We start from the raw sequence: 24,713 nt of genomic DNA on the forward strand, positions 1-24,713 counted from the left end.
TTATAACACGTCGTTCACCGGGCTGTCAGGTGAATCCGCTCCGGTGCCCAGTTAGCTGCAGCCCGGCTTAGCAGGGTATCGATGTCTGATGCCCCCGACAACAAACCGGGGTCCTGCCCCAGGGCAGCCAGTGCCTTTCTCAGGTTATCCTGCGCTATCCGGTCATCCAGAGCCGGGGCATGATTCTGCTTGCTGAGCTTCTGTCCCTCGGCATTGAGAATCACCGGAATGTGCATCCAGTGGGGCGGCTGGGCGGCCAGGGCGCGGTAGATCTGCTGTTGCTGGGCGGTCATGTCCAGCAGGTCAGACCCCCTGACCACGTGAGTGATGCCCTGGTCGATGTCATCGGCAACCACCGCCAACTGATATGCGAAGAATCCTTCCTTGCGCAGAATCACCGGGTCATCCAGTTCAGCGTGTACGGTCTGTGTTTGCGGGCCCAGAAGCTGGTCCCGCCACTCGCTGAGTTCATCGTAAAGTTTAAAGCGCACTGCAAATGGGCGGCCGTTAGCCTGGGCATGGCCTTCACGACAGTGTTCCGGGTGGCGGCCATTATGTTCCCGGAGCTGCCGGCGCGAGCAGGCACAGCGATAGGCCAGCCCCTTGTCCAACAGTTGGTCAATCAGCTTGCGATACCGGGCGTGGTGTTCCGACTGGAAGCGTACCGGCTCGTCGGAATGCAGGCCATGGGCGTCAAGGCTTGCCAGGATCTGCTGCGTAGCTTCCGGGGATTCCCTGAGAGGATCGAGGTTCTCAATCCGCACCAGCCAGGTACCGTCACGGCTGCGGGCCTCCAGAAAACTGGCAACAGCGGTTACCAGCGAACCGAAGTGGAGTGGGCCGGTAGGCGAGGGCGCAAAACGGCCCCGATAACGCGATGCTGTCATGGTCTGACGACTGGCCCCGGTTCAGGGGCCAGTATGCTCAGGGGGCGGGCATTAAATGCCAGTCTGGCGCTCGCGAATTTCGGCGAGGGTCTTGCAGTCGATGCACAGTGTAGCGGTAGGGCGTGCCTCGAGGCGACGGATGCCGATCTCAACGCCGCACTGGTCGCAGAAACCGTAGTCGTCCTTGTCAATGCGATCGATCGTCTGGTCAATCTTCTTGATCAGTTTGCGCTCGCGGTCACGGGTGCGCAGCTCCAGGCTGAATTCTTCCTCCTGGGTTGCGCGGTCGCTCGGATCCGCGTAATTTGCGGCGTCTTCCTGCATATGGTGCATGGTGCGATCCACTTCTTCCATCAGCTCCTGTTTCCATTGCAGAAGCAGATTCTTGAAGTGCTCGAGCATGTCGGCACTCATATACTCTTCACCCTTTTTCATTTCATAGGGGGTGAAGTTGGTAAAACGCTCGCGTGTTTGTGCTGCAGTATCTGCCATGAATACGGCCTCTTATAATCCTGAAAAGCACTCGTCCTGAAACGGGAATTTGCGGAAAATAGCAGATTAGTCCCGGGGGTGCCAGCCTTGTGACAACAACTTTAGCATGGAGTCATAGATGAAGTTACCCGCTCCGCTCATTGAAGGCAGGTTGATCCGCCGCTACAAGCGTTTCCTCGCAGACGTATTGTTGCCGGATGGCAGCGAAGTGACCGCTCACTGTCCCAACACAGGCTCCATGCTGGGTTGCCAGCCAACGGACGCCCGGGTGTGGTTGAGCGCCAGTGACAACCCCAAGCGAAAGTTGAAATACACCTGGGAACTGGTTGAAACCGCCCCTGAGGAAGTGGCCTGCATCAATACCTCGCGGCCGAACAACCAGGCCCGCAACGCCATAGAGAAGGGTGTTGTATCTGAGCTTGCAGGCTACGGGGCCTGCCGGGCAGAGGTTCGGTATGGCGCCGAGAAGAGCCGGATTGACCTGCACCTGTCAGGTCATTCCAGCCTTGCGGATGCCTGGGTGGAAGTGAAGAACGTTACCCTGTCGGAGGACGGCCGGGGCTATTTCCCGGATGCGGTGACGACCCGGGGGCAGAAACACTTGCGTGAGCTGATGGCCCAGGCCCGCGCGGGCGAGCGGGCTGTGCTGTTCTTTGTGGTTAACCACACCGGTATCACCAGCGTGCGGCCCGCGGATCATATTGACCCGGCCTACGGTAAACTGTTGCGTGAGTCAGCCGCCGCGGGCGTTGAGCTATTGGCCTACAGGGCTGCACTGGCGGGACCGGAAGGGCCGGATGGGGATATATCCCTGGTGGAGGCTGTGCCGGTTATTCTGGAGCCCTGACAAGGATCGCGCCGCCGTCCTCCGTTACCTCAAGCGGTGTCAGGGCGTCGCCCTGGCAGGGGCCGGCGATGCACTGACCATTCTCGGGAATGAACAGTGCAGCGTGGTTGGCGCACTGGATAAAGCAGTTGTCCAGATCCATAAAGCGCCCAGGCATCCAGTTCAGCTCGATTCCCAGGTGAGGACAGCGGTTAAGATAGGCGTAGAGCCGGCCCTCCCGCTCGAATGCGAAGCCGCTCTGTTCGCCCTCTGCCCCAGTGTCGTCGGTGAGGCTGAATTCCACGAACCGACCCTGGGCAAGGTCGGCATGTTCACAGACTGTCTGCCAGTGGCGCGTCATTGTTCCTCCGGCGTCATGCGCCAGGCAGCCCGAAATGCTGGCGGATTCGATCTGCAACGGCTTCAGCCACGTGCTCCTGGTCGGTGTGCAGGTGAACTGTGTGAGTTTTCTCCTCGGTGGTCAGCGGCTCAAACCAGGTTTCCTGGACTTCAAGCAGTTCTTCGGTGGCTTCGGAGGCATCCCCAGAGCGTTTGCGGATCCATTCCCGGCGGCTCTCAAGCGGGGCTTCGCAGTGAATCAGGGCAAACGGCATGCCCCGGCTCTCGGCAACATCTGCAAGCATTTCCCGCTCCGCCCGTTTCAGGCACGCGGCGTCCACGATGACCGGCATTCCGCCTGCCAGCAGTTTACCGGCAAGGTCAGCCAGGCGCTGATAGGTTTTCTGGTTTGCTTCTTCCGTGTACAGATTCTCACCGGTTCCCGACTTGCTCTTGTCCAGCGGTCCCAGCCCAAAAAGCCGCTTGCGTTCCACATCCGAACGCAACCGGATCAATCCCAGTTCCGCCGCCATGGAGCTGCTCACCAGGGATTTTCCGCTGGCGGAAAGCCCTGTGGTGGCCAGCAGGTATGGGTTGGGAATGGTACTGTAATCCTCAGCCAGTTGGGCGTAATCGCGATACCGCTGCATCAGGCCTTCCCGGTCGGCGTCGGTCAGCGACGGATTGCTCATGGTAAACAGCGCAATCTTGGCCCGCACCATGGCGCGATAGGCCTTGTATAACGGCAGTAGCGGCAGGGCATCGAAATCCCCCCGGTATTCCAGATAGGTGTTCAGTACCAGATTGGCCAGTTGCGGCTCCCGGCGGGATTCCAGGTCCATCAGCAGGAAGGCCAGATCGTTGATGACGTCGATCCAGCGGAACGGCTCGCTGAACTCAATGCAGTCGAATACCGTCACTTCGCCGTCATACACAGTGATATTTGCCAGGTGCAGGTCGCCATGGCATTCGCGAACAAAGCCATCTTCGTAGCGCTGGGCAATCAGGGCGGACTGGCGTTCGAAGGTGGTTCGTGTCCATTGCTCAAGATTGTCCAGCTGCAGTAACAGGGCCTTGTCGTCAATCATCGGACGGATCTGGTCAAAGTTTTCCTGCATGCCGGCATAGACTGCGTCCGGCGTTCCCAGGGGTTTGCCCGGAGTAACCGGTGGCTGCCTGTCATGAAAATCCGCCACCTGGCGGGCCAGGCTGGTTAGCAGGTCTGGTGTCAGTTTGCTGTGTTCCTGCCTCACATCGAACAGCTCGTTCTGGTCAAACTGGCGCATGCGGATGGCGTATTCGAATGCCTCACCCTGGCCGCCCAGCTCAGGCGCATCGGCCGACCCGGTAATTGGCAGAACCTCCAGGTAGAGATTTTCGGCAAGACGGCGGTTCAGACGCAGCTCTTCTTCGCAGAAATGCTTGCGCCGCGCCAGTGTCGAGAAATCCAGAAAGCCGAAATCCATAGGCTTCTTGATCTTGTAGGCGAAATCGCCAGTCAGGATTACCCAGGAGATATGCGTCTCGAGAACCTGAAATTCCTTCACCGGGTGGTCATAAAGCGCCGGATCCTGTAGTGCCAGAATCAGGTTGTCGGAAGTTGCATCGCTCACGGCTCTCTCCTTGGGTTCCTCGAACTCATTGATTTTTATCGCGCCTATCATAACGGGCAGATTACAGAAATAACACATGGATGACCTGCCTTACCGATGGCTGGATTGGTTATAATCCCGCCATGAAAAAATCTGCCTCTCCCAGAAAATCCCCGAAAAAGAGCAACCGCAAAGGCAAGAACGCGCGCAAGCCCTGGTTCTGGCCCCTGTTTTTCCGTGTGTTTTTTATTGGTGTGGTGTTGCTCGCCGGCTGGATGGTCTATCTCGATGCCGTGGTGACATCCCGCTTCGAGGGTCGCCGCTTTGAGGTGCCGTCGCGGGTCTATGCCAGGCCGCTTGAATTGTATGATGGCGCCAGTGTCAGTTCGGGGGCGCTGCAGCGGGAGCTTGAACTGTCCGGCTATCGGGCCGGAGATGGCAGCAGGGCCGGCACCTATCGTCGAAACGGCGGGCATTTCAACATCAGCACCCGTGGTTTTCTGTTTACAGACGGGCTGGAACCCCGCCGGAGACTGTCGCTGACCATATACGGGGACAGGGTACAGGACTTCAGAGTGCTGTCGGGTGACACTTCACCCATCGTTCGTCTGGAACCGGCCCAGATTGGCGGCATCTACCCCGCCCACAAGGAAGACAGGGTGCTGGTTCAGCTGGATGAAGTGCCGGAGCTTTTCACCGATACCTTGTTGGCGGTGGAAGACCGCAACTTTCATGACCATTTCGGCATCGCCCCGCTGTCCATTGCCCGGGCGATGTTGGCCAACATTCAGGCAGGCCGGATTGTGCAGGGTGGTAGCACACTGACCCAGCAGCTGGTAAAAAACTTCTTCCTGACCCGTGAACAGACACTGCTGCGCAAAGGCAACGAAGCGCTGATGTCGCTTCTGCTGGAGCTGCATTACGAGAAAGAAGACATCCTGGAAACCTACCTTAATGAGGTCTACCTGGGGCAGGCGGGAACCCGGGCCATTCATGGTTTTGGTCTGGCCAGCCAGTTCTATTTCGGTGAATCCATCCGAGACATCGGCGCCCATCAGGTGGCGTTACTGGTAGGAATGGTAAAAGGGCCGAGTTATTACAATCCCCGGCGCCATCCCGAGCGTGCGCTATCCCGCCGTAACCTGGTGATTGATGTAATGGCGGAAACCGGCCTCATGAGCGAAGAAGATGCCGCGAGGGCCCGTGCCCAGCCCCTTGGAGTGACCGACCGGGCCTCGTACTCGGAGAACCGTTACCCCGCCTACATTGATCTTGTGCGGCGCCACCTCGCCAGGGATTACAAACAGGAAGACCTGCAGAGTGAAGGCCTGCGCATCTTCACCACCCTGGACCCGGCTATCCAGTATGCAGCAGAGTTTTCCGTCAAGGACATGCTTTCGCGCATGGAAGGAAGTTCCGACACCCCCCTGGAGTCCGCGCTTGTGGTCACCTCCCGGGACAGCGGAGAAGTTTTGGCGCTGGTAGGCGGCCGCGATCCACAGTATGCCGGCTTTAACCGAGCGCTGGATGCCCGTCGCCCTATTGGTTCGCTGATCAAACCATTCATCTACCTGACGGCCCTTCAGCAACCGGACCGCTACAACCTGATTACACCGGTGGAAGACAAGGGCTTTTCACTGGTGTTCGATGACGGCCGGCGCTGGGAGCCAAAGAACTATGACGGAGAGGAGAGAGGGCTGGTACCACTGCATGAAGCCCTGTCAAAGTCATACAACTTCCCGGCCGTCCGCGTGGGGCTCGACGTGGGAATCGATGAAGTGAAGTCGACGCTTGAGGGCTTCGGAGTGACCAGTGGTATATCCGAGTACCCGTCCATGCTGCTGGGTTCGGTGGCCATGACACCAGTAACCGTGGCCCAGATCTACCAGGGGCTCGCCACGTCTGGCTTCAACACGCCGTTGAGAACCATCCGGCAGGTAACGGACGCGGAAGGTGAGGCGCTTTCCCGCTACAGTCTGAAAGTGGACCAGGTGGCAGACCCTGCCGCCGTGCATCTGGTCCAGTATGTGATGCAGGAAACCATGCAGGAGGGCACCGGCCGGTCGGTATACCGCACCGTGCCCCGTGAGCTGACGCTTGCAGGCAAGACCGGAACCACCGATGATGGCCGCGACTCCTGGTTTGCTGGCTTTAGCGGGGACCTGCTGGCGGTTAGCTGGGTCGGCAGGGATGACAACGGGCCCACCTCACTGACTGGCGCCACCGGGGCGCTGCCGGTCTGGTCCCGGTTTATGAGCCAGGTGCCCCAGCACGGATTTTCGCCAGTGGTGCCGGATGGCGTCGAGTACCACTGGGTCAATCCCGCAGAAGGCGCCCTGACCGATGAACACTGTAACAATGCACGCCTTGTGCCGTTCATAACAGGTAGCGAGCCCGACCGGGAAATCTCCTGTGGCGGTAACCTGGAGCGGCGCGTACGAGGCTGGTTTGAAGGACTCTTCCAATGAAAGCGAACACGTTCAGATATGTGGGTTTGATCACGCTGGCACTTGCGCTGGCCGGCTGTGCCTCCGGCCCGGGTGGTGGCTCCATTTACGTACCGGCCGGCGGCGCCTCCTCCCGTGACGAGGCGCCGGAGCCTCCGCAGACCAGCGACAGGGATGAAGAGCCAAGGGTCGAGCGCAAGAGTGAACAGCCCGAAGAACCGGCCCGGCAGCAGGAGTACAGCTCGCCCAGCTATCAGGATGAGGGCGATGCGCTCTCGCCAGCCGCCAGGAGTCTGATTCAACGCGCCGACAGCCTGATGGCTGCTGGTGACACCCAGGCTGCAGTGGCACAACTGGAGCGGGCACAGCGAATTGCTCCGCGTTCTGCACAGGTTTACTTCAAGCTGTCGGAAGCCTATGTGGCGATGGACCAGTTGGGTTCAGCGGAGCAGTTCACCCTCAAGGGACTGTCGCTGGCGGGCAGTGATTCGTCATTACAGCGTGCGGGGTGGTTGCTGCTGGCGGACATTCGTCGTGCCCGGGGAAATGTAGCGGGGGCGGATCAGGCTGAGGCTCGGGCCGGGGCCCTGTAAATGAAAAACCCCCGCTGCTAGGCGGGGGCTCTTCTTTGGCGCTGGCTCGATATTACTGAGCCAGCGGGATGGTTTCCGCTTCGGTTTCAACACCAGCTTCCACGGCTACAGTCTGCTTTCCGTCGAATTCCAGTGTATCGTCCTGCTCGTTGTCATCCAACTGACAGGAGTAGGCGACGGTGTAGTTCCCCTCGGTCAGGAATGCGGCCTTGTAACTGTAAAGGCCGCTTTCACTATCCGGCTCGACAGGCACGACCATCAAAGGGTTGCCTTCCTCGTTGTTCACATTCAGGTCCGAAAGCTCTGCATCTGCCCCTTCGAAAACATACACTGAGCCTTCATAGTCGCAGTCAGCCAGTGCGTCTTCTGTATCGTCGCTTCCACGGGCCTGGTTGATGGTAGCGTAATCCACCTGGCCGGTGATTGAACCGACTTCCAGGTTGTCCACGAGGCGCAATGCCGGCTTAAGGAAGTAGTCTGCAACGCCCTTGCCTTGCGGATTAACGATGGATTTGCGCACATCAAAGTCGATGGTGAAGTTGTTTTCGCCACCCTGGGCAATGGTAAAGCCACTGACAAGCTTCAGGCCCGTCTGGGCGCCTGATGGAACGAAGAGTGTAAGAGGCGCGTCCGGGTTCTCGGTTTCATAAACGAATGAGTTATCGAGATCCAGGGTCAACCGGATCCACTCGTATTCACCGGCAGGGAGTTCCTGATCTTCCAGCAACGGAGCGCTGTCACCGCCCTGCAGGGTCAGAAGATCCAGTGTTTTGGCTTCATCAAAGGTGAACTCGATGGCTTCGCCGTCGGCTGGCTTCACAGAAAGCCCGGTAAAGGTAATTTCAACCTTGGCCAATTCCATTGTCGGCGCGTCGGTCACGTCAAAGGACGCGGTTCCGGTTGCCGTGTCGTCGCTTCCACTTCCACCACAGGCTGCAACAGCTGCTGCCAGTGCAGTGATACCAAAACCCTTGATCAATGCGTTGTTCATAAACTATCTCCGGGTACTGTCTGTTGAATGAACTCTTGTCCAACTTTGTTGGTAGAATAACGGGCTTCCTTTACCCTCAAGCGGAGTCCGATGCCTGGGGGTACAACGCTGGGTTTCGGTCACAGGTTCCGGTCTGTTGTGTTACAAAGCGTTCAGGTTGGAATTTCGGCATCAGTGGTCGGGTTCAGCGCTTTGCGGCACTTTTTCTGGTATAAGCCAGCTTTAATGAATATCCACGGGTTCGTATTTTGGTATTGATACCTTTCAGAAGGCCTGCAAGGCCCGCGCGATTCGAAAAGCTGGTCCAGCCGCATCTCGAGGCCATGTACCGTTTTGCCTTCCGCTTGGCGGGGCAACAGCAGGATGCGGAGGATCTGGTGCAGGATGTCGTGGTCAAACTCTATCCCCATCTTGACGAACTGGAGGGCATAGAACAGCTGCGGCCATGGCTTAACCGGGTGCTGTACCGGCACTTTATTGATCAGGTCCGGCGCAAAGGCCGCCGCGCGGACAGGCCGGTGAGCGATGTGGCCGAGCCGGAGCAGCAGGCCACGTTTCTCGATTCCTACGCGGCGGATGTGCCGGAGCTGGCAGAACAGATCAGCGCCGAACGCCTGAAGCCGATCATGGACTCTGTCATCCGGGAACTGTCACCGGATATGCGCACGCTGATGCTGCTGCACGATGTGGACGGCTGGAGCCAGGAGGACATTGCAAGGGTGCTGGAAATACCGGTGGGTACGGTCAAATCAAGGGTTCATCGTTGTCGGGCGTCGCTCAAGAAAAAACTGCTGGAGAGACCGGAACTTTTTCAGCAGACCGGGCGTGTGGAACAATGAGGTGATGGAAATGATGTGTAACGAGTGTAAAAACAATCTGCGTTCCTGGGTCAGGAACGAACTCTCTGCGGCCCAGGCCAGCCGCATGGAGCAGCATATTGCCCGGTGTAAAGATTGTTCCATTGCCGCGTACAATGAACAGGCAATTTTCGACTCGTTGCACGAGAGCCAGTCTGTGCCGGCTCCATCGCCCGGCTTCGAGGAGCGGGTCCTGGGCGCGGCGACCGGCAGGGACGCGCGAGCGAGAGCTGGATCTCACAGCTCTGGCTGGAGCACGCCCATGGCCGGAGGCGCCATTGCAGCGGCTCTGGTGGTAGGCATTGCGCTGGGCTTCGGGTGGAATTCAGGCCCGGGGGGCGAGGCTGATCTGGCGCTCTCCCCAGCGGAACAGGCAGCCACTGAGGCTACCCTGGTTGCCGAACCGGTTGCCCGCAATGTCCGGCTTGCATTCAGCGCCACGGAAGCGCTGGAAGGGGTGACTCTGACGGTGGAGTTGCCGCCTCACGTGGAGGTTTCGGATTACCCCGGGCATCAGAGGCTGAGCTGGAAAGTGGACCTGGATAAAGGGGAGAACGTGGTAAACCTGCCACTCAATATCCTGTTTTCGGGCGAGGGTGAGCTTGTGGCCCATCTCGACGACGGACGCAGAAAAAAGACCTTCCGCACTAACCTCACTGGTATGGGCGTGAATGCAAACCCGGAGCCCTCATCATGACACCCGGTATCTGGCGCGGCATTGCTGTTTCTGGTTGCCTTGGATTGCTGATGGCAGCGCCTTCCATGGCCGTCGCAGAGGATGATCTGGGGGTCACCATGCGGATGGTCACAGACGATGCCGACCTGACTGAATCCGTGGTCCGCGAGATTGAGCTGCGTGAACCGGTAGCCCTGGAGCGCCGGGAGGGCAAGGTAAGGAAGCCTGCTGGTAACGGCAGCGCCCGCGAGGCAAGGGAGGCAGGGCGTGAAGCGGCCAGAGCGGCGGCAGAGCGGGCACGGGAGGTTCGCGAGCGCAACGAGGAGCGCGGGCGCCCTGAGAAACCGGAACGTCCTGATGTATCCCAGCGTCCTGAACGGCCCGAGTTACCCTGACCCGGGCATCAAGCTTCAAGGTTAAGTCTCACCCTGCTACGAATGAGCCCGTCCCTTGCTATACTCCCTGCTTTGTCGTTCCTGTGCGGACATCACACGGTATGCTCGGAGTAAGGCTTGCAGCTTTCACGGTTTGTTATTTTTATTGCCCTGGTAATCTGGGCACCTGCTTTAATGGCGAAGGATTCAGCCGAACACCCGGACTTTCAGGCCGGCGTGGAGGCATTCAGCAAGGGCGAGCTGGCTCAGGCCAGGGCTTATTTCGAGCGTGCCAGGGCTGACGGGCTGAGCAACCCGTCGCTGCTTTATAATCTTGGTGTTGTCTACTTCCGACTGGGGCAGTATGGGCCGGCCGAATCCGTTTTCAGGGAACTGCTGGACACGCCCCATGGGCCACTGGCGAAGTACAACCTGGGCCTGGTCAAGCGCGCGGCAGGGCAAAACCGGGCGGCCCGTCAATGGTTTGAGCAGGCGGCTGGCCCGGATTCCCCGGAAAAAGTCCGGGCGCTGGCGCTTCGCCAGCTTGATGAGGCTGAACCACGCCGCCGACGTGATGTTAATTATGGCAGTGGCTATTTCTCGGTTGTTGGCGGCTATGACGACAATATCGCCGGAACACCGGATGATGCCTCAAGTAATCAGGCTGGCGGTTTTGTGGACCTGCTGTCCGTCGGAAACCTTCGCGTGGGAACCGGCGGAGTGAGCCTGCACGGTGTTGCCTATACCCGCCAATATCCCAGTCACGACGAATTCGATAATAGCTACCTGAGCACGGGCGCCTCCTGGTTGAAAGAGGTTGGAGCGGGCGAGCTCACCTCTACCGTGAGTCTGGCAGGTTCCTGGTTTGGGGGAGAGGTTCTTGAGCGTCAGATCCGGCTGGAAGCGGCCTATACCCTCGATAATTGTGTTTTGAACACTGGTGCCTCGGAATATGACTGCACGGTGACCGGTTCGGTGTCTGCCATTGATGGCGGCAGTGGCTTCAGCGCCTATGACGGCAAAATGTTGCGAGTGGGTGCCAGCGCCGAAAAGGGTATGGGGAGCTGGGTCTTCCGTGGTCAGTATCAGCTTGAGGTCAACGACCGCACGGATCTGGCAACCCAACAGGAGTTCTTCAGCGTGTCACCCATACGCAACCTTGTGTCAGCCGAGGCCCGTTACTATGTCTCCACCAGGTTATCCTTTGCAGCCAGGGCCGATGTCCGTTATTCCCGTTACAGGGATGATCACCTGCTGTTATCGGGTACCGATGTGAATTCCGAACGCCGCACAGACCGTCGTCTGAGGGGGCTCGCGTTGGTGGAGTATCGCCTGGCCGGCCGGTGGCGGGTGCTGGCGGAGTGGAGCATGCTGAACAACCGCAGCACTATCGAGCGATACGATTACAGCCGACGCGAGGCGATGGTTGGTGTTGAAGTGGGGTTCTGATGGCATGGCCGGGCATCCGTTCCCGGCCGGGATGGTCAGGAATCAGAGGCCGGCGTTTCTGAGCCGGTTGGCCTGTTGCAGGTACACTGTTTTCGGATCCGTTTCGAAGAGACTGTGCAGACCCAGCGCCTGATTCACTTCGTCCAGATGGTTCATGAAGTAGTTGTCGCGGATCACCTTGCCAAAATGGTTACTGCAACGGCCTACCAGGCCGTCATTGGCGCTGAAACCGAAGGCCAGGCTTGTTGTGCCCAGCAGGGCATCCGAGGGGTCGAGAACGTTGGTCAGCACGCCGGTGCCGCCCCAGGAATAGAAGCGCACGCCGTTCGCTGAATAGGCGCCTTCACCACAAGCGGTGGCGGGTACTCCAGCTGGTGCAAAGTTGTTGAATTCGGCGCTGCCTTCGGCGGTCAGCGAGTAGAGGCTGGAGCGCAGATCCTGGTTGTAACCGCCGCCAGACAGCAGGTCGATCAGCCCGCCGAGGGCGTTGCCCAGCGATGCCGCCAGGCTTTCAGCCGGGGAGCCGTAGATCAGGTCCGCTACCGGCGACCCTTTGTGGGGTGAGCCAACAGACGTCACCGATGCCACCAGATCAGGCCGTACCCGGGCGATGTAACGCGCGGTCGGTCCGCCATGGCTGTGGCCAATCAGGTTTACCTTGCCGTGAATGGCTGCAATCGATGCGATCTGGGGAAGTAATGCCTCGCCTCTGGCGATGGTGCTGTCCAGCGCGGGTACCTGGGTGGTATAGACATCAGCGCCATACTTGCGCAGATCTTCGGCGATGCCATACCAGTAATCCACGCCGGCGATCGAATCGAAGCCGAACATGCCGTGAACCAGCACCACAGGATAGCGGGTGTCGGTATAGTCGGACGGGGTGGAATCCCACCACCAGGCCATTGAGGGCGCCGACCATGCCAGCACGATCAGCATGGCCAATGCTTTGGTCCATTGTTTCATTGTTGCACCTACAGTTTGCTGTTGTATTTGTTGTCAAACTGCGGCTCGACCTAACAGGTTGTGCCGATTACTGCATCAGGGGCAGTCCAAGGCAGTACTGCATGGCTTCCGTGCGCTGACTTCTGTCTTGTGATTGTTAGATGGTCGCAGTCAGTGCATCTCTTTGTATGAGATGTGAACATAATTCGATCAGGGGTGGGCATAAGTCAACGGCAGGAGAGGACGGGGCAGGGTAGTTGGTGCAGAAGTGTGACGCGGTTCATGTGCGTGGCCCCGAAAGACATGTCTTTCAGGGCCACAGATTGAGGATCAGAGCGTGGCCATGACCCTGCGTGCCGCTTCAATGGTCTGGTTGATGTCTTCATCCGTCAGGGCCGCGCTGGTGAAGCCAGCCTCGAATGCAGACGGTGCAAGGTAGACACCTTCTTTAAGCATCCCCTGGAAAAACTTCTTGAACCGTTCCACGTCGCACGCCATCACTTGGTCGAAGCGGGTAATAGCAGGTGCATCGGTGAAGAAGAAGCCGAACATGGCGCCAGCGCTTTGCACCGCCAGGGGAATGCCGGTGCTGTTTGCAGCTTCCTTCAGCCCGTCACGGACGGCGTTGGTCTTTTCGGTTAACCGGTCGTGGAAGCCGGGTTCCGAGATGGCATTGAGTGTTGCCAGTCCGGCGCACATGGCCAGCGGGTTGCCACTTAGTGTGCCAGCCTGGTACACCGGGCCTAGGGGCGAGATGTGTTCCATGATCTCCCGCTTGCCCCCAAAAGCCCCTACTGGCAGGCCGCCGCCGATCACTTTGCCAAGCGCGGTCAGGTCAGGGGTTACACCATAGAAGCTCTGGGCGCCGCCGAGGGACACCCGGAAACCGGTCATGACTTCGTCGAAAATCAGTACCGTACCATGCTCGTCACATACTTCCCGCAGGCCTTCCAGGAAGCCGGGCACTGGCGGTATGCAGTTCATGTTGCCGGCAACCGGTTCCACGATGATGGCAGCAATCTCGTCGCCCATTTTCGCGAAGGTTTCCCGCACGCTGTCGATATCATTGAAGGTCAGGGTCAGCGTGTGTTCCGCAAGGCTTGCGGGAATTCCCGGGGAATTGGGCACGCCCAGGGTAAGGGCGCCGGAGCCGGCTTTCACCAGCAGTGAATCCACGTGGCCGTGGTAGCAGCCCTCGAATTTCACGATCTTGTCGCGGCCGGTATAGCCCCGTGCCAGGCGCACCGCGCTCATGGTGGCCTCGGTACCGGAGTTCACCATGCGCACCAGGTCGATGGACGGCACCAGCTCACAGACCTTCTTTGCCATTTCGGTTTCCAGGGCGGTAGGGGCGCCGTAACCAATGCCCTGATCCACCTGGGCGTGCAGTGCATCCTTGATGGTCTGGTTGCCGTGGCCTAGGATCATCGGGCCCCAGGAACCGATGTAGTCAATGTAGCGACGGTCGTCTTCGTCGAACAGGTAGGCGCCTTCAGCGTGCTTGAAAAACAGCGGGGTACCGCCGACTCCCCTGAAGGCTCTGACCGGAGAGTTGACCCCTCCGGGAATGTATTTCTGAGCCTCGGCAAATAGGGTTTCGGACTGGGTCATGGTTCAGGACTCCTGGTGTACGGAAGATGGAAAAAGTGGATGATGGGCGGCAAACAGCCTGCTAAACAGGCGCGCGCGCTCCTCAATGGAGGCCGGGTCACCATCGAAAAGGCCGCCGACCACTGCCAACAGGTCGGCACCGGCGCGGATCAGGCCTTCGCCGTTGTCCGTGGTAATGCCACCAATGGCGGTAACCGGCTTGCCGAAATGCCTGGCCCGGGCCAGTACCGAGACGTCCGCGACGGGGGCGTCCGGTTTGGTTTTCGAGTTGAAGAACCGGCCGAACGCCAGGTAATCGGCGCCGTCACGATCTGCAGTGGCAGCCAGTTCCAGATCGGAGTGACACGTTGCTCCTATGATCGCATGTTCCCCCAGCAGTTGTCTGGCTGAAACCAGGGAGCTGTCCGATTGCCCCAGGTGCACGCCCGCAGCGCCCGAGCGTCTGGCCAGCTCCGGGTCATCATTGATAATCAACGGAACCCTGGCATTATTGCACAGGGCAACCAGATCCCGGGCCTGTCTGAGCCGCTCGGGTTGGGGTGCGGCCTTTTCGCGGTACTGCACCAGTACCGCGCCACCACGCAGGGCGGCTTCCACCGCCGTCAGCAGCTTGTCTGCCGGCAACAGATGGCTGTCGGTAACGGCATAGAGGCCGGGGCGCAGGCCCTTGCTATTCAACTCTCCCATGGGATGCCCCGGTCTGGTACCGGCTGGCCTTCGCCTACCTTGAGTGCGTGCCGAATGGCGCGCAGCACGTAGTTCTGGGCCTGGGCAATAGAGGCGCGCGCCGAAAGCCCGGACGCTCTGCCCGCAGCAATTGAGGCTGCCAGGGTGCAGCCGGTGCCGTGGTATTCGCCTCCGATACGCTCGATGTGGAAGTGCAGCGGATCCTGGTCGCGGTAGTAAAGCGAATTGATGATTTCATCGCCCTCGCCATGCCCGCCTGTCGCCAGTACCGACTCGCAGCCTGACTCCAGCAGATTGTGAGCCGCGCGGGCAGCGTCCTCATCGCCTCCCAGCAGTGCCAGTTCTATGCTGTTGGGGGTAATGATTTCTGCGTACGGGAACAGGCGCTGCTTCATGCGTTCAATCAGCGCCTCGTCCGCCAGATCGCCGCCGCCGGCAGCCTTGATGACCGGATCGGTGATTAGCGGAATGTCCGGATGCCCGGCCAGGAAATCCACAAGTACATCCACCACATCGGCATTGCCCAGGGCGCCGGTCTTTATGGCGTGAATAGGAGAGTCGGCTGCCAGGCATTGCAGTTGCTGACGAACAATCTCCGGGTCCGTTGCGGTGGCATTGTAGACATTCCGGGTGTCCTGCACGGTCAGACACGAGAGCACCGGAAGGGGGTGGCAGCCCAGTGCGGTAATGGCCTGGATGTCGGCCTGAATGCCGGCTCCTCCCGAGGGATCAAGGCCGGAAATAATCAGAACGTGAGGGCGGTGATGAAGTTTGATGGTCAGGCTCCTCAGAATGGTTTTACGGAAGCAAGAATAACAACGGCAACCAGGATCAGGACAGGGACCTCGTTGAACCAGCGATAGAACACATGGCTGCGGGTGTTTCTGTCGTCGCGGAACACTTTCACCAGGTGGCCGCAGTAGAAGTGGTAGCCGATCAGCAGAGCCACCAGCAGCAGTTTGGCGTGCAGCCAGCCCTGGCTCATGTAACCCTGAACATTGTAACTGATGAGCCAGAGTCCAAAAACGACCGTCGCTATCATGGACGGTGTGGTGATGCCCCGGTAGAGCTTGCGCTCCATGATCTTGAAGCGTTCGCGGCCGGGTTCATCATCACAGGCAGCGTGATAGACAAACAGCCGGGGCAGGTAAAAGATGCCGGCGAACCAGCACACCATTGCAATAATATGCAGGGCTTTGACCCACAGCATTGGTTAACTCCGTCGGTATTGGTAGTAGCTTTCGATATCGGATTTCAGAATCACGCCGTATACGCGCTGAATCATGGGAGCGACGTGACGTTGAACATACAGAGCTTCTGCACTGGTGTGCTCAAACTGGTTCAGTGCCTCTTCCAGCGTTGCCTGGTACTGCACCGGAGCAATATCCCGGCGATTGGCGGGGATGTCCATAAGGTCAATCTGCTCCGGAGCTTCTTGTTCATCTTCCCTGCCACTTTCGCCTGACGGCTTGGTATCTTCCAGGTAGCGTGCCAGATCCACGGCGGGTAACAGCGCGGTGGGACCGCTGCTGCCTTCAACCACCAGCCACTTGGGCTCTGATTTCAGGACCTTTACGGCCTCATCCCTGGACAGGAAGCGTTCGGTACGAAGGATGCTCCTGTCCATGATTGCGCCCACCGAGACCCGCCTCAGGGCCTGGATAACCGGGGAATTCTGATAGCTGAGCCCCTGGCTCTTGAGAATGGTCAGGAACAGGGATTTCTTGCCGAATGCTTCGCTGGTTACCAGGCTGGCGGTAGTGATGACCAGCATGCCCGGCAGGATGATGTTCGGGTTTCTGGTGAGTTCCATCAGTGCCATGAGTGCCGCAAGCGGCGCCTGAAGCACGGCTCCCATCATCGCCCCCATGCCCAGCATGGCATAGAAACCCACGGATGAAACCGTATCGGGGAAAACCTGTGCACCAATTAAGCCCATGGCACCACCCAGCGTGGCCCCCATGAACAGGGTGGGGCCGATAACGCCACTGGGCATGCCCAGCCCCAGGGTGACCGATGTGATAATCAGCTTGGCGACGCCGGCACCTAGTAACAGCCAGAACGGCAGTTGATTGTCGATGGTGTACTGGACCGTGTCGTAGCCGATGCCCATAACTTCCGGCACCACCACAGCGAATGGCACCATGAGAAGCCCCGCCACAGTCAGTCGCAGAAGTACCGGGCGGTGGTGATGCCGGCCAGTGGTATCCACCAGTTGTATAAATGCTGCTGCCGCAACCCCGATAATAATGGCGATCACGATGATCCACGGTATTTCCATCAGCGAGTTCATGGTCAGCGGAGGCACACTGAAAGCCGGCTCTGAGCCGTACACCGCCTGGCTCACCACCGCTGCGGTTACCGATGCCAGGATGATAGGCGTAAAGCCGGCGATGGTGTATTCCATCATCACCACTTCCATGGCGAAGATGACGCCGGAAATGGGCGTATTGAAAGAGGCAGAGATGGCAGCAGCGCAGCCACAGGCAACCAGTGTCCGGATGCTGTTGTTGGGTAGTCGCATCCACTGGCCCATGAGACTCGAAAAGGCGGCGCCCAAATGAACTGCCGGTCCTTCCCGACCGGCCGACTGGCCGGTTACAACCGTACTGACACCGGTCACGAACTGAACCAGTGCACTGCGGATGGAAATGTAGCCCTGGTGGTAATTCAGGCGTTCCATGACATGCACGATGCCTACCTTGCGATCATGAGTGGCAAGGTTATGCATCAGGACGCCGAGCCCGACGGCACCGGCAAGGGGCAGGACTGCCCGGGTCAGGATGTGGAGTTCTTCGAAGGATTCGGAGCCTTCTCCCGGCAGGAAATATTCCAGCGGCCATTCGATGGCGAATCGGAATATCAGGATAACGCCCCCGGTAAACAACCCGGACAGCAGGCCCAGAACCGCCAGTTGTGGTAAAGCGTCCACGCCGGAGAGCCGGCGACGGAAAACAGGGATCAGGTTCTCGGTGGTCTTGTGCCAGAATTTACGCATGAACGCCGGTTTTCCGGAGGTGAGTGGTTTTCTGACGATATTGTAACCAGCGTTGGTCGGGCTGCAATAAGTCATTGGTTTATCATGTTAGACTATTGGGCTTTCAGGAACCTGATTTCAGCTGGAGTAACTGGTGATAAATGTAGGCATTGTAGGTGGAACCGGTTATACCGGTGTCGAACTTCTGAGGATTCTGGCGGTTCATCCGGAAGCAAAGGTGAGCTGTATCACATCGCGCTCTGAGGCGGGCATGCCGGTTGCCGACATGTACCCGAACCTGCGCGGCCATTACGACCTGGCTTTCTCAGAACCTGACGTGAAGACCCTGGCAGCCTGTGATCTGGTGTTTTTTGCAACACCTCATGGCGTTGCGATGCGCATGATGCCGGAGCTGATGGCCGCTGGTGCGAGGGTTGTAGACCTTTCGGCAGACTTCCGCCTGAAGGATCTTGACGTCTGGGCCAACTGGTATGGTATGCCCCACGAGAGTCCGGAGTGGGCAGAAAAGGCGGTCTACGGCCTGCCCGAAGTGGTGAGGGGCGAGATTGTCAATGCTCAGCTGGTGGCCAACCCCGGATGTTATCCGACAGCGGTTCAGTTGGGCTTTCTGCCATTGCTGGAGAGTGGTCTGGTTGATCCTTCACGGCTGATTGCCGATGCCAAGTCAGGTGCCAGTGGGGCCGGGCGGCAGGGCAAGATCGGGATGCTGCACGGCGAGGTTGGTGAGAGCTTCAAGGCTTATGGCGCGTCTGGCCACCGGCATCTTCCGGAGATTCGCCAGGGCCTGTCGCAGGCTGCTGGCAGTGATGTGGGTGTCACCTTCGTGCCGCACCTGATTCCCATGATTCGCGGTATCGAAGCCACCCTGTATGCCGAACTGCGTAATCCTGACGACTTTGACCGCTTGCAGGCGCTCTACGAAGAGCGGTTCCGTGACGAACCTTTCGTGGACGTGATGCCATTTGGCAGTCACCCGGAAACACGCAGTGTCCGTGGTGCCAACAACTGCCGTATGGCGCTCCATCGGCAGGAACAGAGCAATATCGTTATCGTGTCATCGGTTATCGATAACCTAGTAAAAGGTGCCGCGGGTCAGGCTGTCCAGAACATGAACATCATGTTCGGTCTGCAGGAAACCATGGGGCTGGAAGCGCCCGCGTTGCTGCCATAGGTCCGTCCAGTGAGTGAATCCAGAAAACCCGCTGAAGAGTACGTCGTAATCAGGCATCGGCCGGGCTACCGGCTCCGCCGTACCCTGATACTGCTGACCTTCTCCATTTCCGCCGCAGTGGTTGGCTATGTGGCCGGCATGGCCCAGGGCGGGTTCCGGTTTTCGACCGCTGAGGAGTCCCGCGATCGCCTGGAAGAGCAGGTAGATCAGCTGCGGGACCAGAACAGGAAAGCCAGTCAGCAGCTGGTGAACCTTGAGCGGGGTCGTAGCATTGACGCCCAGGCGCTCAATCAGGCCCGCAGAACCATCGTTGATCTGGAAACGCAGATTGCATCACTGAAAGCCGACCTGACCTTCTATAAAAACATTATGGCTCCCTCGGAAACCAGCAAGGGGTTACAGGTTGACCGACTCGCTATGCAGAGTGCGCGGCAGGAGGGTGTCTACAATTTCAAGCTGGTACTGACTCAGGTGGGTGATAACAAGAGTTATATTTCAGGTGTGGTGGCGGTGAACGTCATCGGCATACGCAATAACGAAAAGGAAGTGATCGCTCTGCGGGACCTTTCTGACGATATCGACGACCTGGGAGTAAAGTTCCGTTTCCGGTACTTCCAGGATATAGAGGGCGTGCTGCGGGTGCCCGATGGCTTTGAGCCCCTTGAACTGCAGGTGGTGGCCCGTGCCGAAGGCAGCAAATCGTCCCAGGCCGAACGCACATTTGATTGGGATGAACTGACGGAGAACTGACATGCTTGGCAAGAAGAAACAGAAACCGCGTCGCCCCAGCGGGCACTTTGACACCCTTGTCTCTTCCCGGACGACGGTGGAGGGGGATGTGCATTTCTCCGGCGGGCTTCACGTCGATGGTACGATCCGGGGCAGGGTGGTCGCGGAAGAGGGAGGCGACGCGGTTCTGAGAATCTCGGAGGTGGGTTCTGTTGAGGGCGATATTGTCGCACCCCATGTCATTATCAACGGGACCGTACATGGGGACGTCTACGCCTCTACGCATCTTGAACTGGCCGAAAAAGCCTCCATTCACGGTAATGTCTATTACAACCTGATCGAGATGGCAATGGGAGCGTCGGTGAATGGCAGTCTGGTTCACCAGAATGAGCCAGTAGGCCTTCTTGGCCGCGACAAGCGCTCCGCAAGCGTGCGATCTTCCGAAGAAGACAAGGCGGAAGAGCATGACGATGCGGCTGAGCCTGGCAAGGAATAGTTGATTGTTTTAGTCAGGAATATGATAATCAGGTCAGTTATTTTTCTAGCAGACCGGAGGCGGACTTGAGTGTAGTTCAGCAACAGGCAATAACACCGGTGTTTTTCAGTGACAGCGCGGTGTCCAAGGTGCGCGAACTGGTTGAGGAAGAGGGTAACTCTGAACTCAAGCTTCGCGTTTTTGTGACCGGCGGCGGCTGTTCTGGTTTCCAGTACGGTTTCTCATTTGATGAGGCACAGGACGACGAAGACACTGTCATTGAAAAAGATGGTGTGATGTTGCTGGTTGATCCGATGAGTTATCAGTATCTGGTCGGGGCAACCGTGGACTATCAGGAGGGGCTGCAGGGGTCCCAGTTCATTGTGCAGAATCCCAACGCAAGTTCCACTTGTGGCTGTGGCAGTTCCTTTTCCATCTGACGAGGCCTGTCAGGCGTAATAGACCGCGCCCAGAACCCTTTCTCCAATTGCGCCCGTTACCTCTGGCAGGTTTCCGGGTCTCCCTGATAGTGTCTGGCTGGCCAGCCAGGCAAACGCGGCAGGCTCCACCCATTGTGGGTCAAGCCCGAGCTCTGCGGTAGAGGCGATTCGGGACGGGCTGCAGGTACGCTGTAGTTCCCGCATCAGCACTCTGTTTCTGGCGCCTCCTCCACATACAAAGATGGTCATACCCGGAGCGTGTGGAATCTGCTGTGCCACGGACACGGCTGTCAGCTCCAGTAGTGTCCTCTGGACATCTGCTCCGGACAGGTCGGGATGACGCTTCAGCAATGTTTTAAGCCACTCCAGGTTGAACTTCTCGGTACCGGTGCTTTTGGGTGGCTGCCGCGAGAAATACGCGTCCGAGAGCATGTCTCCCAGCAGGCTTTGGTCAACCGAGCCTTCCTCCGCCCATGCGCCATCCTTGTCATAAGCGCGGCCTGTCTGATGCTGGCACCAGGCGTCCATCAGGGCGTTGGATGGTCCGGTGTCAAAGCCGGTAACGACAGCCTCCTCGCTTGCAGGTAAATGGGTGATATTGGCAATGCCGCCGAGATTGAGTATGCAGCGATCTTCGTCGGAGGCACTGAAGAATGCTTTATGGAAAGCCGGTACCAGCGGCGCACCCTGTCCTCCTGCCGCCATGTCGCGGCGCCGGAAGTCAGCAATGGTGGTTATTCCGGTGCGTTCCGCTATGAGGGTGGGGTCACCAATCTGGAGGGAGAAGGCTGCTGAACGATCCGGCTGATGCCTGACGGTCTGTCCATGGCTGCCAATGGCTGCAATCGATGTTAGCGGGAGTCCGGATTTTTCAATCACACTGGTTGCGGCAAGCGCGAACAGGGAGCCGGTCGTATGGTCGAGTTCCCCGAGGTCATCAGGGGTGCCGCGATTCTGGCTGAGGTTAATCAGCCGTCTACGGATATCAGCAGGGTAATCAGTGGTATGGGTGGCGTGGATCCGGATGCGCTGACCCTCAAACGACACCAGTATGGCATCTATGCCATCCATACTGGTGCCGGACATCAGTCCAATCCAGGCTTCCATGTTTTACTCGTCCGCGGCCATGGCCAGTTGCTGGTAGTCCTGCCGGAAAAGCTCAAACTTGGCTACCTGCTGATTAGCAAACTTGCTGAAGCGTGCCATTTCAGACTTCGGTATCGGTTTGGCGTCAGGCAGTTTGACAGTCCGCGAGTTTCGCGGGGAGCCATTCACGCGGAATTCGTAGTGCAGGTGTGGTCCGGTCACCATACCTGAAGAGCCCACATGGCCGATGGTGTCGCCCTGTTTCACGCGTGTTCCGGTGCTTATACCTTTGCCAAAGCGGCTCAAGTGGGCATACAGGGTGGTGATGTTGTCGCCGTGCTTGAGGATGACTGTGCGGCCATAACCTCCTTTCCAGCCGGCAAACTGCACCCTGCCGTGGCCCGCTGCCTTGATCGGTGTCCCCGGGGGGGCTGCATAGTCCGTGCCTTCGTGAGGGCGAACCACATCCAGCACCGGGTGACGTCGCTGAAGGTTAAAGGACGAAGAAACCCGAGCATCGATGGGTGTTCTCAGGAATGCCTTGCGCATACTGCTGCCATCGGGGCTGTAGTAGTCAGTATCGCCATTGCTGTCCTTATATCGTAACGCGACAACTTCCTTGCCCCGGTTAACGAAGCGGGCCGAGATTATGTCGCCGGTACCAAATTTTTCGCCATCCAGGTAGAGCTCTTCATAGACGACTTCAAAACGGTCGCCCTTGCGTACGTCATAGACGAAATCAATATTCCAGCCGAAGATGCCGGCCATTTCCATAGACAATCTGTCGGACATGCCGGCTTCGCGGGCGGCAACATAGAGTGAACCATCAATAATGCCGGAGGCAAACGCAGGTTTTACATCGGGTTCACGTACCACGGTTTCGCCTTTGAAGCCATCTTCGGTCTTTTCGACCCGAAGGGTTTCAAGAAGGTTGCGCTGAAGATCAACCGCAGCCAGTTCACCGGCGTCATCGGTTGCAAACGAGATGGTTTCGCCAGCGTAGAGTCGCTGCAGCTTGTCTGCCTCGCCGTCGCCATGAATCACCGAAAGCATGATGCCATCGTTGAAGCCTGCCCTGCTGAAGAGGGAGGACAGGGTGTCACCGGATTTGATCCTGTACTCCTGCCACTTGAGCTCAGGTTCGCTCGCTTCTGCTATGGCCGCTGCCGTATCAAGTGCTTCTGGCAGTTGTGGCTGGTCAGCAATACTGGCCACAACGTGTGCCGGCTTTTCGCTGCTGGAAGCCTGTTTGGCAGAGGAGTTGCCGGTATCGCCCGTTTCGGTAACGGTGCCTTCATTGAGGTCCAGCGCGTAGGCCATTCGGTTGGCTTCAACGTCGGCACTTGGGCTCATGAGAATGGCAGCTGCGACAACAACACTGGTCGCAGCGGCGATGGTAATATGTGTTTTTGGAAATTTTTTGAGCACGTGTCGCATCCGTTTTGATCGGCATTCCGGTAGGTTGTACTACCTAATTAAAGCTGTTGTTCAGGTATAGTCCAACAGATTACCGTATAAAATGCGCTCAGGACAGCTTCAAACATTACCGTTGCTGGCACGCGGACCGGATTTCCTGGGCCAGGGTTGCTATAATCCCCCGCCTTAAATATGCGGCCCTGTTTAAAAACTGAGCAGGAATACTTTAACAGGGAGGCCGGTAACGCACAGATTTCTTTTGTAGAGGTCTGTAACCGTCTTCCCGCCCAAACCATCAGAATTGAGGGTGTGTGGTTCATGGCATCTATTGATGAGGCACTGGCCGTAGTCAAGCGCGGCATGGATGAGTTGATTTCCGAAGAAGCGCTGATTGAGAAGCTGCAGGAAGGGCGTCCACTCAGGATCAAGGCAGGGTTCGACCCGACAGCGCCTGATCTGCACCTGGGGCATACCGTACTGATCAACAAGCTGCGGCAGTTTCAGGACCTGGGGCATGAAGTCATTTTTCTTATCGGTGACTTTACCGGCATGATCGGCGACCCCACCGGCAAGAGCGCGACCCGTCCGCCGCTGACGGAGGCTCAGGTGGCTGAAAATGCCATCAGCTATAAAGAGCAGGTGTTCAAGATCCTGGATCCGGCGAAGACGCGGGTGGTGTTCAATTCAGACTGGATGAACAAGCTCAGTGCGGCAGACATGATTCGCCTGGCCGGCCAGTACACCGTTGCCCGCATGCTGGAGAGGGACGACTTTACCAAGCGCTATCGCGCCGAGCAGCCGATCGCCATTCACGAGTTTCTTTACCCGCTTGTGCAGGGTTATGACTCGGTGGCGCTTGAAGCCGATGTTGAGCTGGGAGGAACGGACCAGAAATTCAATCTGCTCATGGGGCGGATCCTGCAGAGGCATTATGGGCAGTCACCACAGGTCGTTCTTACCATGCCGATACTGGAAGGACTCGACGGCGTTCAGAAAATGTCGAAGTCTCTTGGTAACTATGTGGGTGTCAATGATTCGCCCGGTGAAATGTACACCAAGTTGCTCTCCATGCCGGATGATCTGCTGTGGCGCTATTTCGAGTTGCTGAGCTTCCGGCCGCTGGCGGAAGTGGAAGAATTCCACGCTGCTGTAGATGAAGGTGCTAACCCCCAGGAGTACAAGAAGCTGCTGGCGGAAGAGATTATCACCCGATTCCATGATGCCGAAGCCGCTGCGACTGCTCACAAGTCGGCCGGTAACCGGGTTGGGCTCGGCGAGATCCCCGAGAATGTGCCGACAGTCGAGGTTTCCCTGGCCGGGCGTGGTGAATTGCACATTGTTTCACTGCTCAAAGAAGCGAATCTTGCAAGCAATGGAAAGGCTGCTAAAGATGTGTTTGGTCGCGGGGCTGTATACATTAACGGTGAACAGGTGACAGACGAGCGGATGTTCACGGCCGGCGATGACTGTGTTGTCCAGGCGGGTAAAAAGAAGATTGCCCGTGTTGTGGTCAAGGATTGAACGGAATGCGGGCTTTTTGAGAAAATATTGAAAAGCGCGTTGACACCTCAAGTGAGCTCTGTAGAATACGCATCTCTTTCGAGGGACACGCCACTGAGGCGGGTCAGAAATTGA

At 58.1% G+C, this 24,713-nt stretch carries 25 protein-coding genes; 12 read left to right on the forward strand and 13 right to left on the reverse strand.

Going from position 1 to position 24,713, the window contains the following annotated elements; all coding sequences use genetic code 11:
- Positions 1-14: 14 nt before the first annotated feature.
- On the reverse strand, positions 15-887 hold the full coding sequence (gene gluQRS / locus QPM17_RS15100) for a tRNA glutamyl-Q(34) synthetase GluQRS (protein WP_285391665.1): 873 nt from the start codon (positions 885-887) through the stop codon (positions 15-17).
- 51 nt (positions 888-938) lie between these two features.
- Positions 939-1,379, reverse strand: a complete 441-nt coding sequence (gene dksA, locus QPM17_RS15105; protein WP_027830840.1) for an RNA polymerase-binding protein DksA — start codon at positions 1,377-1,379, stop codon at positions 939-941.
- A gap of 118 nt (positions 1,380-1,497) precedes the next feature.
- On the opposite strand from dksA, the gene sfsA reads away from it, so the two are divergent.
- A complete protein-coding gene (gene sfsA, locus QPM17_RS15110) occupies positions 1,498-2,226 on the forward strand; it encodes a DNA/RNA nuclease SfsA (RefSeq protein WP_285391666.1) in 729 nt (242 codons plus the stop codon).
- Here sfsA and QPM17_RS15115 read toward each other — a convergent pair.
- Together QPM17_RS15115 and QPM17_RS15120 are read right to left on the reverse strand one after the other, a co-directional pair.
- Positions 2,210-2,566: a Rieske (2Fe-2S) protein gene (locus QPM17_RS15115; RefSeq protein WP_285391667.1), complete on the reverse strand. Its 357-nt coding sequence runs from the start codon at positions 2,564-2,566 to the stop codon at positions 2,210-2,212. The two genes, sfsA and QPM17_RS15115, sit on opposite strands and share 17 nt — an antisense overlap.
- 13 nt (positions 2,567-2,579) lie before the next feature.
- Positions 2,580-4,208 (reverse strand): bifunctional aminoglycoside phosphotransferase/ATP-binding protein, encoded by a 1,629-nt coding sequence (locus QPM17_RS15120; RefSeq protein ID WP_422732773.1) that lies wholly within the window; start codon positions 4,206-4,208, stop codon positions 2,580-2,582.
- 71 nt (positions 4,209-4,279) lie between these two features.
- Between QPM17_RS15120 and mrcB the strand changes: the two genes are divergently transcribed.
- Positions 4,280-6,604 carry a penicillin-binding protein 1B gene (gene mrcB / locus QPM17_RS15125; protein ID WP_479691233.1) on the forward strand — a complete coding sequence of 775 codons (2,325 nt, stop codon included), beginning with the start codon at positions 4,280-4,282 and terminating at the stop codon, positions 6,602-6,604.
- Entirely contained in the window at positions 6,601-7,176 is a 576-nt protein-coding gene (locus QPM17_RS15130) for a tetratricopeptide repeat protein (RefSeq protein WP_285391670.1), read from the forward strand. The genes mrcB and QPM17_RS15130 overlap by 4 nt, the downstream gene beginning before the upstream one ends.
- 52 nt (positions 7,177-7,228) lie before the next feature.
- On the opposite strand, the gene QPM17_RS15135 is transcribed toward QPM17_RS15130, so the two are convergent.
- Positions 7,229-8,167: a DUF4382 domain-containing protein gene (locus QPM17_RS15135; protein WP_285391671.1), complete on the reverse strand. Its 939-nt coding sequence runs from the start codon at positions 8,165-8,167 to the stop codon at positions 7,229-7,231.
- 254 nt (positions 8,168-8,421) lie between these two features.
- Here QPM17_RS15135 and QPM17_RS15140 point away from each other — a divergent pair, with 254 nt between their 5' ends.
- From QPM17_RS15140 to QPM17_RS15155, 4 genes are all read left to right on the forward strand, one after another.
- Positions 8,422-9,006: an RNA polymerase sigma factor gene (locus QPM17_RS15140; protein WP_340366899.1), complete on the forward strand. Its 585-nt coding sequence runs from the start codon at positions 8,422-8,424 to the stop codon at positions 9,004-9,006.
- 10 nt (positions 9,007-9,016) lie between these two features.
- Positions 9,017-9,721, forward strand: a complete 705-nt coding sequence (locus QPM17_RS15145; RefSeq protein ID WP_285391674.1) for an anti-sigma factor family protein — start codon at positions 9,017-9,019, stop codon at positions 9,719-9,721.
- On the forward strand, positions 9,718-10,095 hold the full coding sequence (locus QPM17_RS15150; RefSeq protein ID WP_285391676.1) for a hypothetical protein: 378 nt from the start codon (positions 9,718-9,720) through the stop codon (positions 10,093-10,095). Before QPM17_RS15145 ends, QPM17_RS15150 begins: the two co-directional genes overlap by 4 nt.
- Before the next feature lie 117 nt (positions 10,096-10,212).
- Positions 10,213-11,523 carry a tetratricopeptide repeat protein gene (locus QPM17_RS15155; RefSeq protein WP_285391677.1) on the forward strand — a complete coding sequence of 437 codons (1,311 nt, stop codon included), beginning with the start codon at positions 10,213-10,215 and terminating at the stop codon, positions 11,521-11,523.
- 42 nt (positions 11,524-11,565) lie between these two features.
- On the opposite strand, the gene QPM17_RS15160 is transcribed toward QPM17_RS15155, so the two are convergent.
- The 6 genes from QPM17_RS15160 to QPM17_RS15185 form a co-directional block, all read right to left on the reverse strand.
- Entirely contained in the window at positions 11,566-12,486 is a 921-nt protein-coding gene (locus QPM17_RS15160) for a lipase family alpha/beta hydrolase (protein ID WP_285391678.1), read from the reverse strand.
- A 309-nt stretch (positions 12,487-12,795) separates the two neighbouring features.
- Positions 12,796-14,076 (reverse strand): glutamate-1-semialdehyde 2,1-aminomutase, encoded by a 1,281-nt coding sequence (gene hemL, locus QPM17_RS15165; protein ID WP_285391680.1) that lies wholly within the window; start codon positions 14,074-14,076, stop codon positions 12,796-12,798.
- Positions 14,077-14,079: 3 nt separating this feature from the next.
- On the reverse strand, positions 14,080-14,763 hold the full coding sequence (gene thiE / locus QPM17_RS15170) for a thiamine phosphate synthase (RefSeq protein ID WP_285391681.1): 684 nt from the start codon (positions 14,761-14,763) through the stop codon (positions 14,080-14,082).
- Positions 14,751-15,512, reverse strand: a complete 762-nt coding sequence (thiD, locus tag QPM17_RS15175) for a bifunctional hydroxymethylpyrimidine kinase/phosphomethylpyrimidine kinase (RefSeq protein ID WP_285391696.1) — start codon at positions 15,510-15,512, stop codon at positions 14,751-14,753. Before thiD ends, thiE begins: the two co-directional genes overlap by 13 nt.
- Before the next feature lie 38 nt (positions 15,513-15,550).
- Positions 15,551-15,973, reverse strand: coding sequence for a protoporphyrinogen oxidase HemJ (gene hemJ, locus QPM17_RS15180; RefSeq protein WP_285391682.1), 423 nt, complete (start codon positions 15,971-15,973; stop codon positions 15,551-15,553).
- Between the two features lie 3 nt (positions 15,974-15,976).
- Positions 15,977-17,761 carry a chloride channel protein gene (locus tag QPM17_RS15185; protein ID WP_285391683.1) on the reverse strand — a complete coding sequence of 595 codons (1,785 nt, stop codon included), beginning with the start codon at positions 17,759-17,761 and terminating at the stop codon, positions 15,977-15,979.
- Positions 17,762-17,894: 133 nt separating this feature from the next.
- Between QPM17_RS15185 and argC the strand changes: the two genes are divergently transcribed.
- The 4 genes from argC (at position 17,895) to erpA (ending at position 20,576) form a co-directional block, all read left to right on the forward strand.
- Positions 17,895-18,932, forward strand: a complete 1,038-nt coding sequence (gene argC, locus QPM17_RS15190; RefSeq protein ID WP_285391684.1) for an N-acetyl-gamma-glutamyl-phosphate reductase — start codon at positions 17,895-17,897, stop codon at positions 18,930-18,932.
- A gap of 9 nt (positions 18,933-18,941) precedes the next feature.
- On the forward strand, positions 18,942-19,682 hold the full coding sequence (locus QPM17_RS15195; protein ID WP_285391685.1) for a DUF6776 family protein: 741 nt from the start codon (positions 18,942-18,944) through the stop codon (positions 19,680-19,682).
- Position 19,683: 1 nt separating this feature from the next.
- Complete coding sequence (locus QPM17_RS15200) at positions 19,684-20,157, forward strand: bactofilin family protein (RefSeq protein ID WP_285391686.1); 474 nt, start codon at positions 19,684-19,686, stop codon at positions 20,155-20,157.
- Positions 20,158-20,222: 65 nt separating this feature from the next.
- Positions 20,223-20,576, forward strand: coding sequence for an iron-sulfur cluster insertion protein ErpA (gene erpA, locus QPM17_RS15205; protein ID WP_285391688.1), 354 nt, complete (start codon positions 20,223-20,225; stop codon positions 20,574-20,576).
- Positions 20,577-20,585: 9 nt separating this feature from the next.
- Here erpA and QPM17_RS15210 read toward each other — a convergent pair whose 3' ends face one another.
- Together QPM17_RS15210 and QPM17_RS15215 are read right to left on the reverse strand one after the other, a co-directional pair.
- Positions 20,586-21,683 (reverse strand): anhydro-N-acetylmuramic acid kinase, encoded by a 1,098-nt coding sequence (locus tag QPM17_RS15210; protein ID WP_285391689.1) that lies wholly within the window; start codon positions 21,681-21,683, stop codon positions 20,586-20,588.
- A 3-nt stretch (positions 21,684-21,686) separates the two neighbouring features.
- Positions 21,687-23,090: an OapA family protein gene (locus QPM17_RS15215; RefSeq protein WP_285391690.1), complete on the reverse strand. Its 1,404-nt coding sequence runs from the start codon at positions 23,088-23,090 to the stop codon at positions 21,687-21,689.
- A 306-nt stretch (positions 23,091-23,396) separates the two neighbouring features.
- On the opposite strand from QPM17_RS15215, the gene tyrS reads away from it, so the two are divergent.
- Positions 23,397-24,599, forward strand: a complete 1,203-nt coding sequence (gene tyrS / locus QPM17_RS15220) for a tyrosine--tRNA ligase (RefSeq protein ID WP_285391691.1) — start codon at positions 23,397-23,399, stop codon at positions 24,597-24,599.
- The last annotated feature ends 114 nt before the right edge of the window (positions 24,600-24,713 follow it).

This window comes from Marinobacter azerbaijanicus, assembly GCF_030250645.1.
GTDB classification, from domain to species: domain Bacteria; phylum Pseudomonadota; class Gammaproteobacteria; order Pseudomonadales; family Oleiphilaceae; genus Marinobacter; species Marinobacter azerbaijanicus.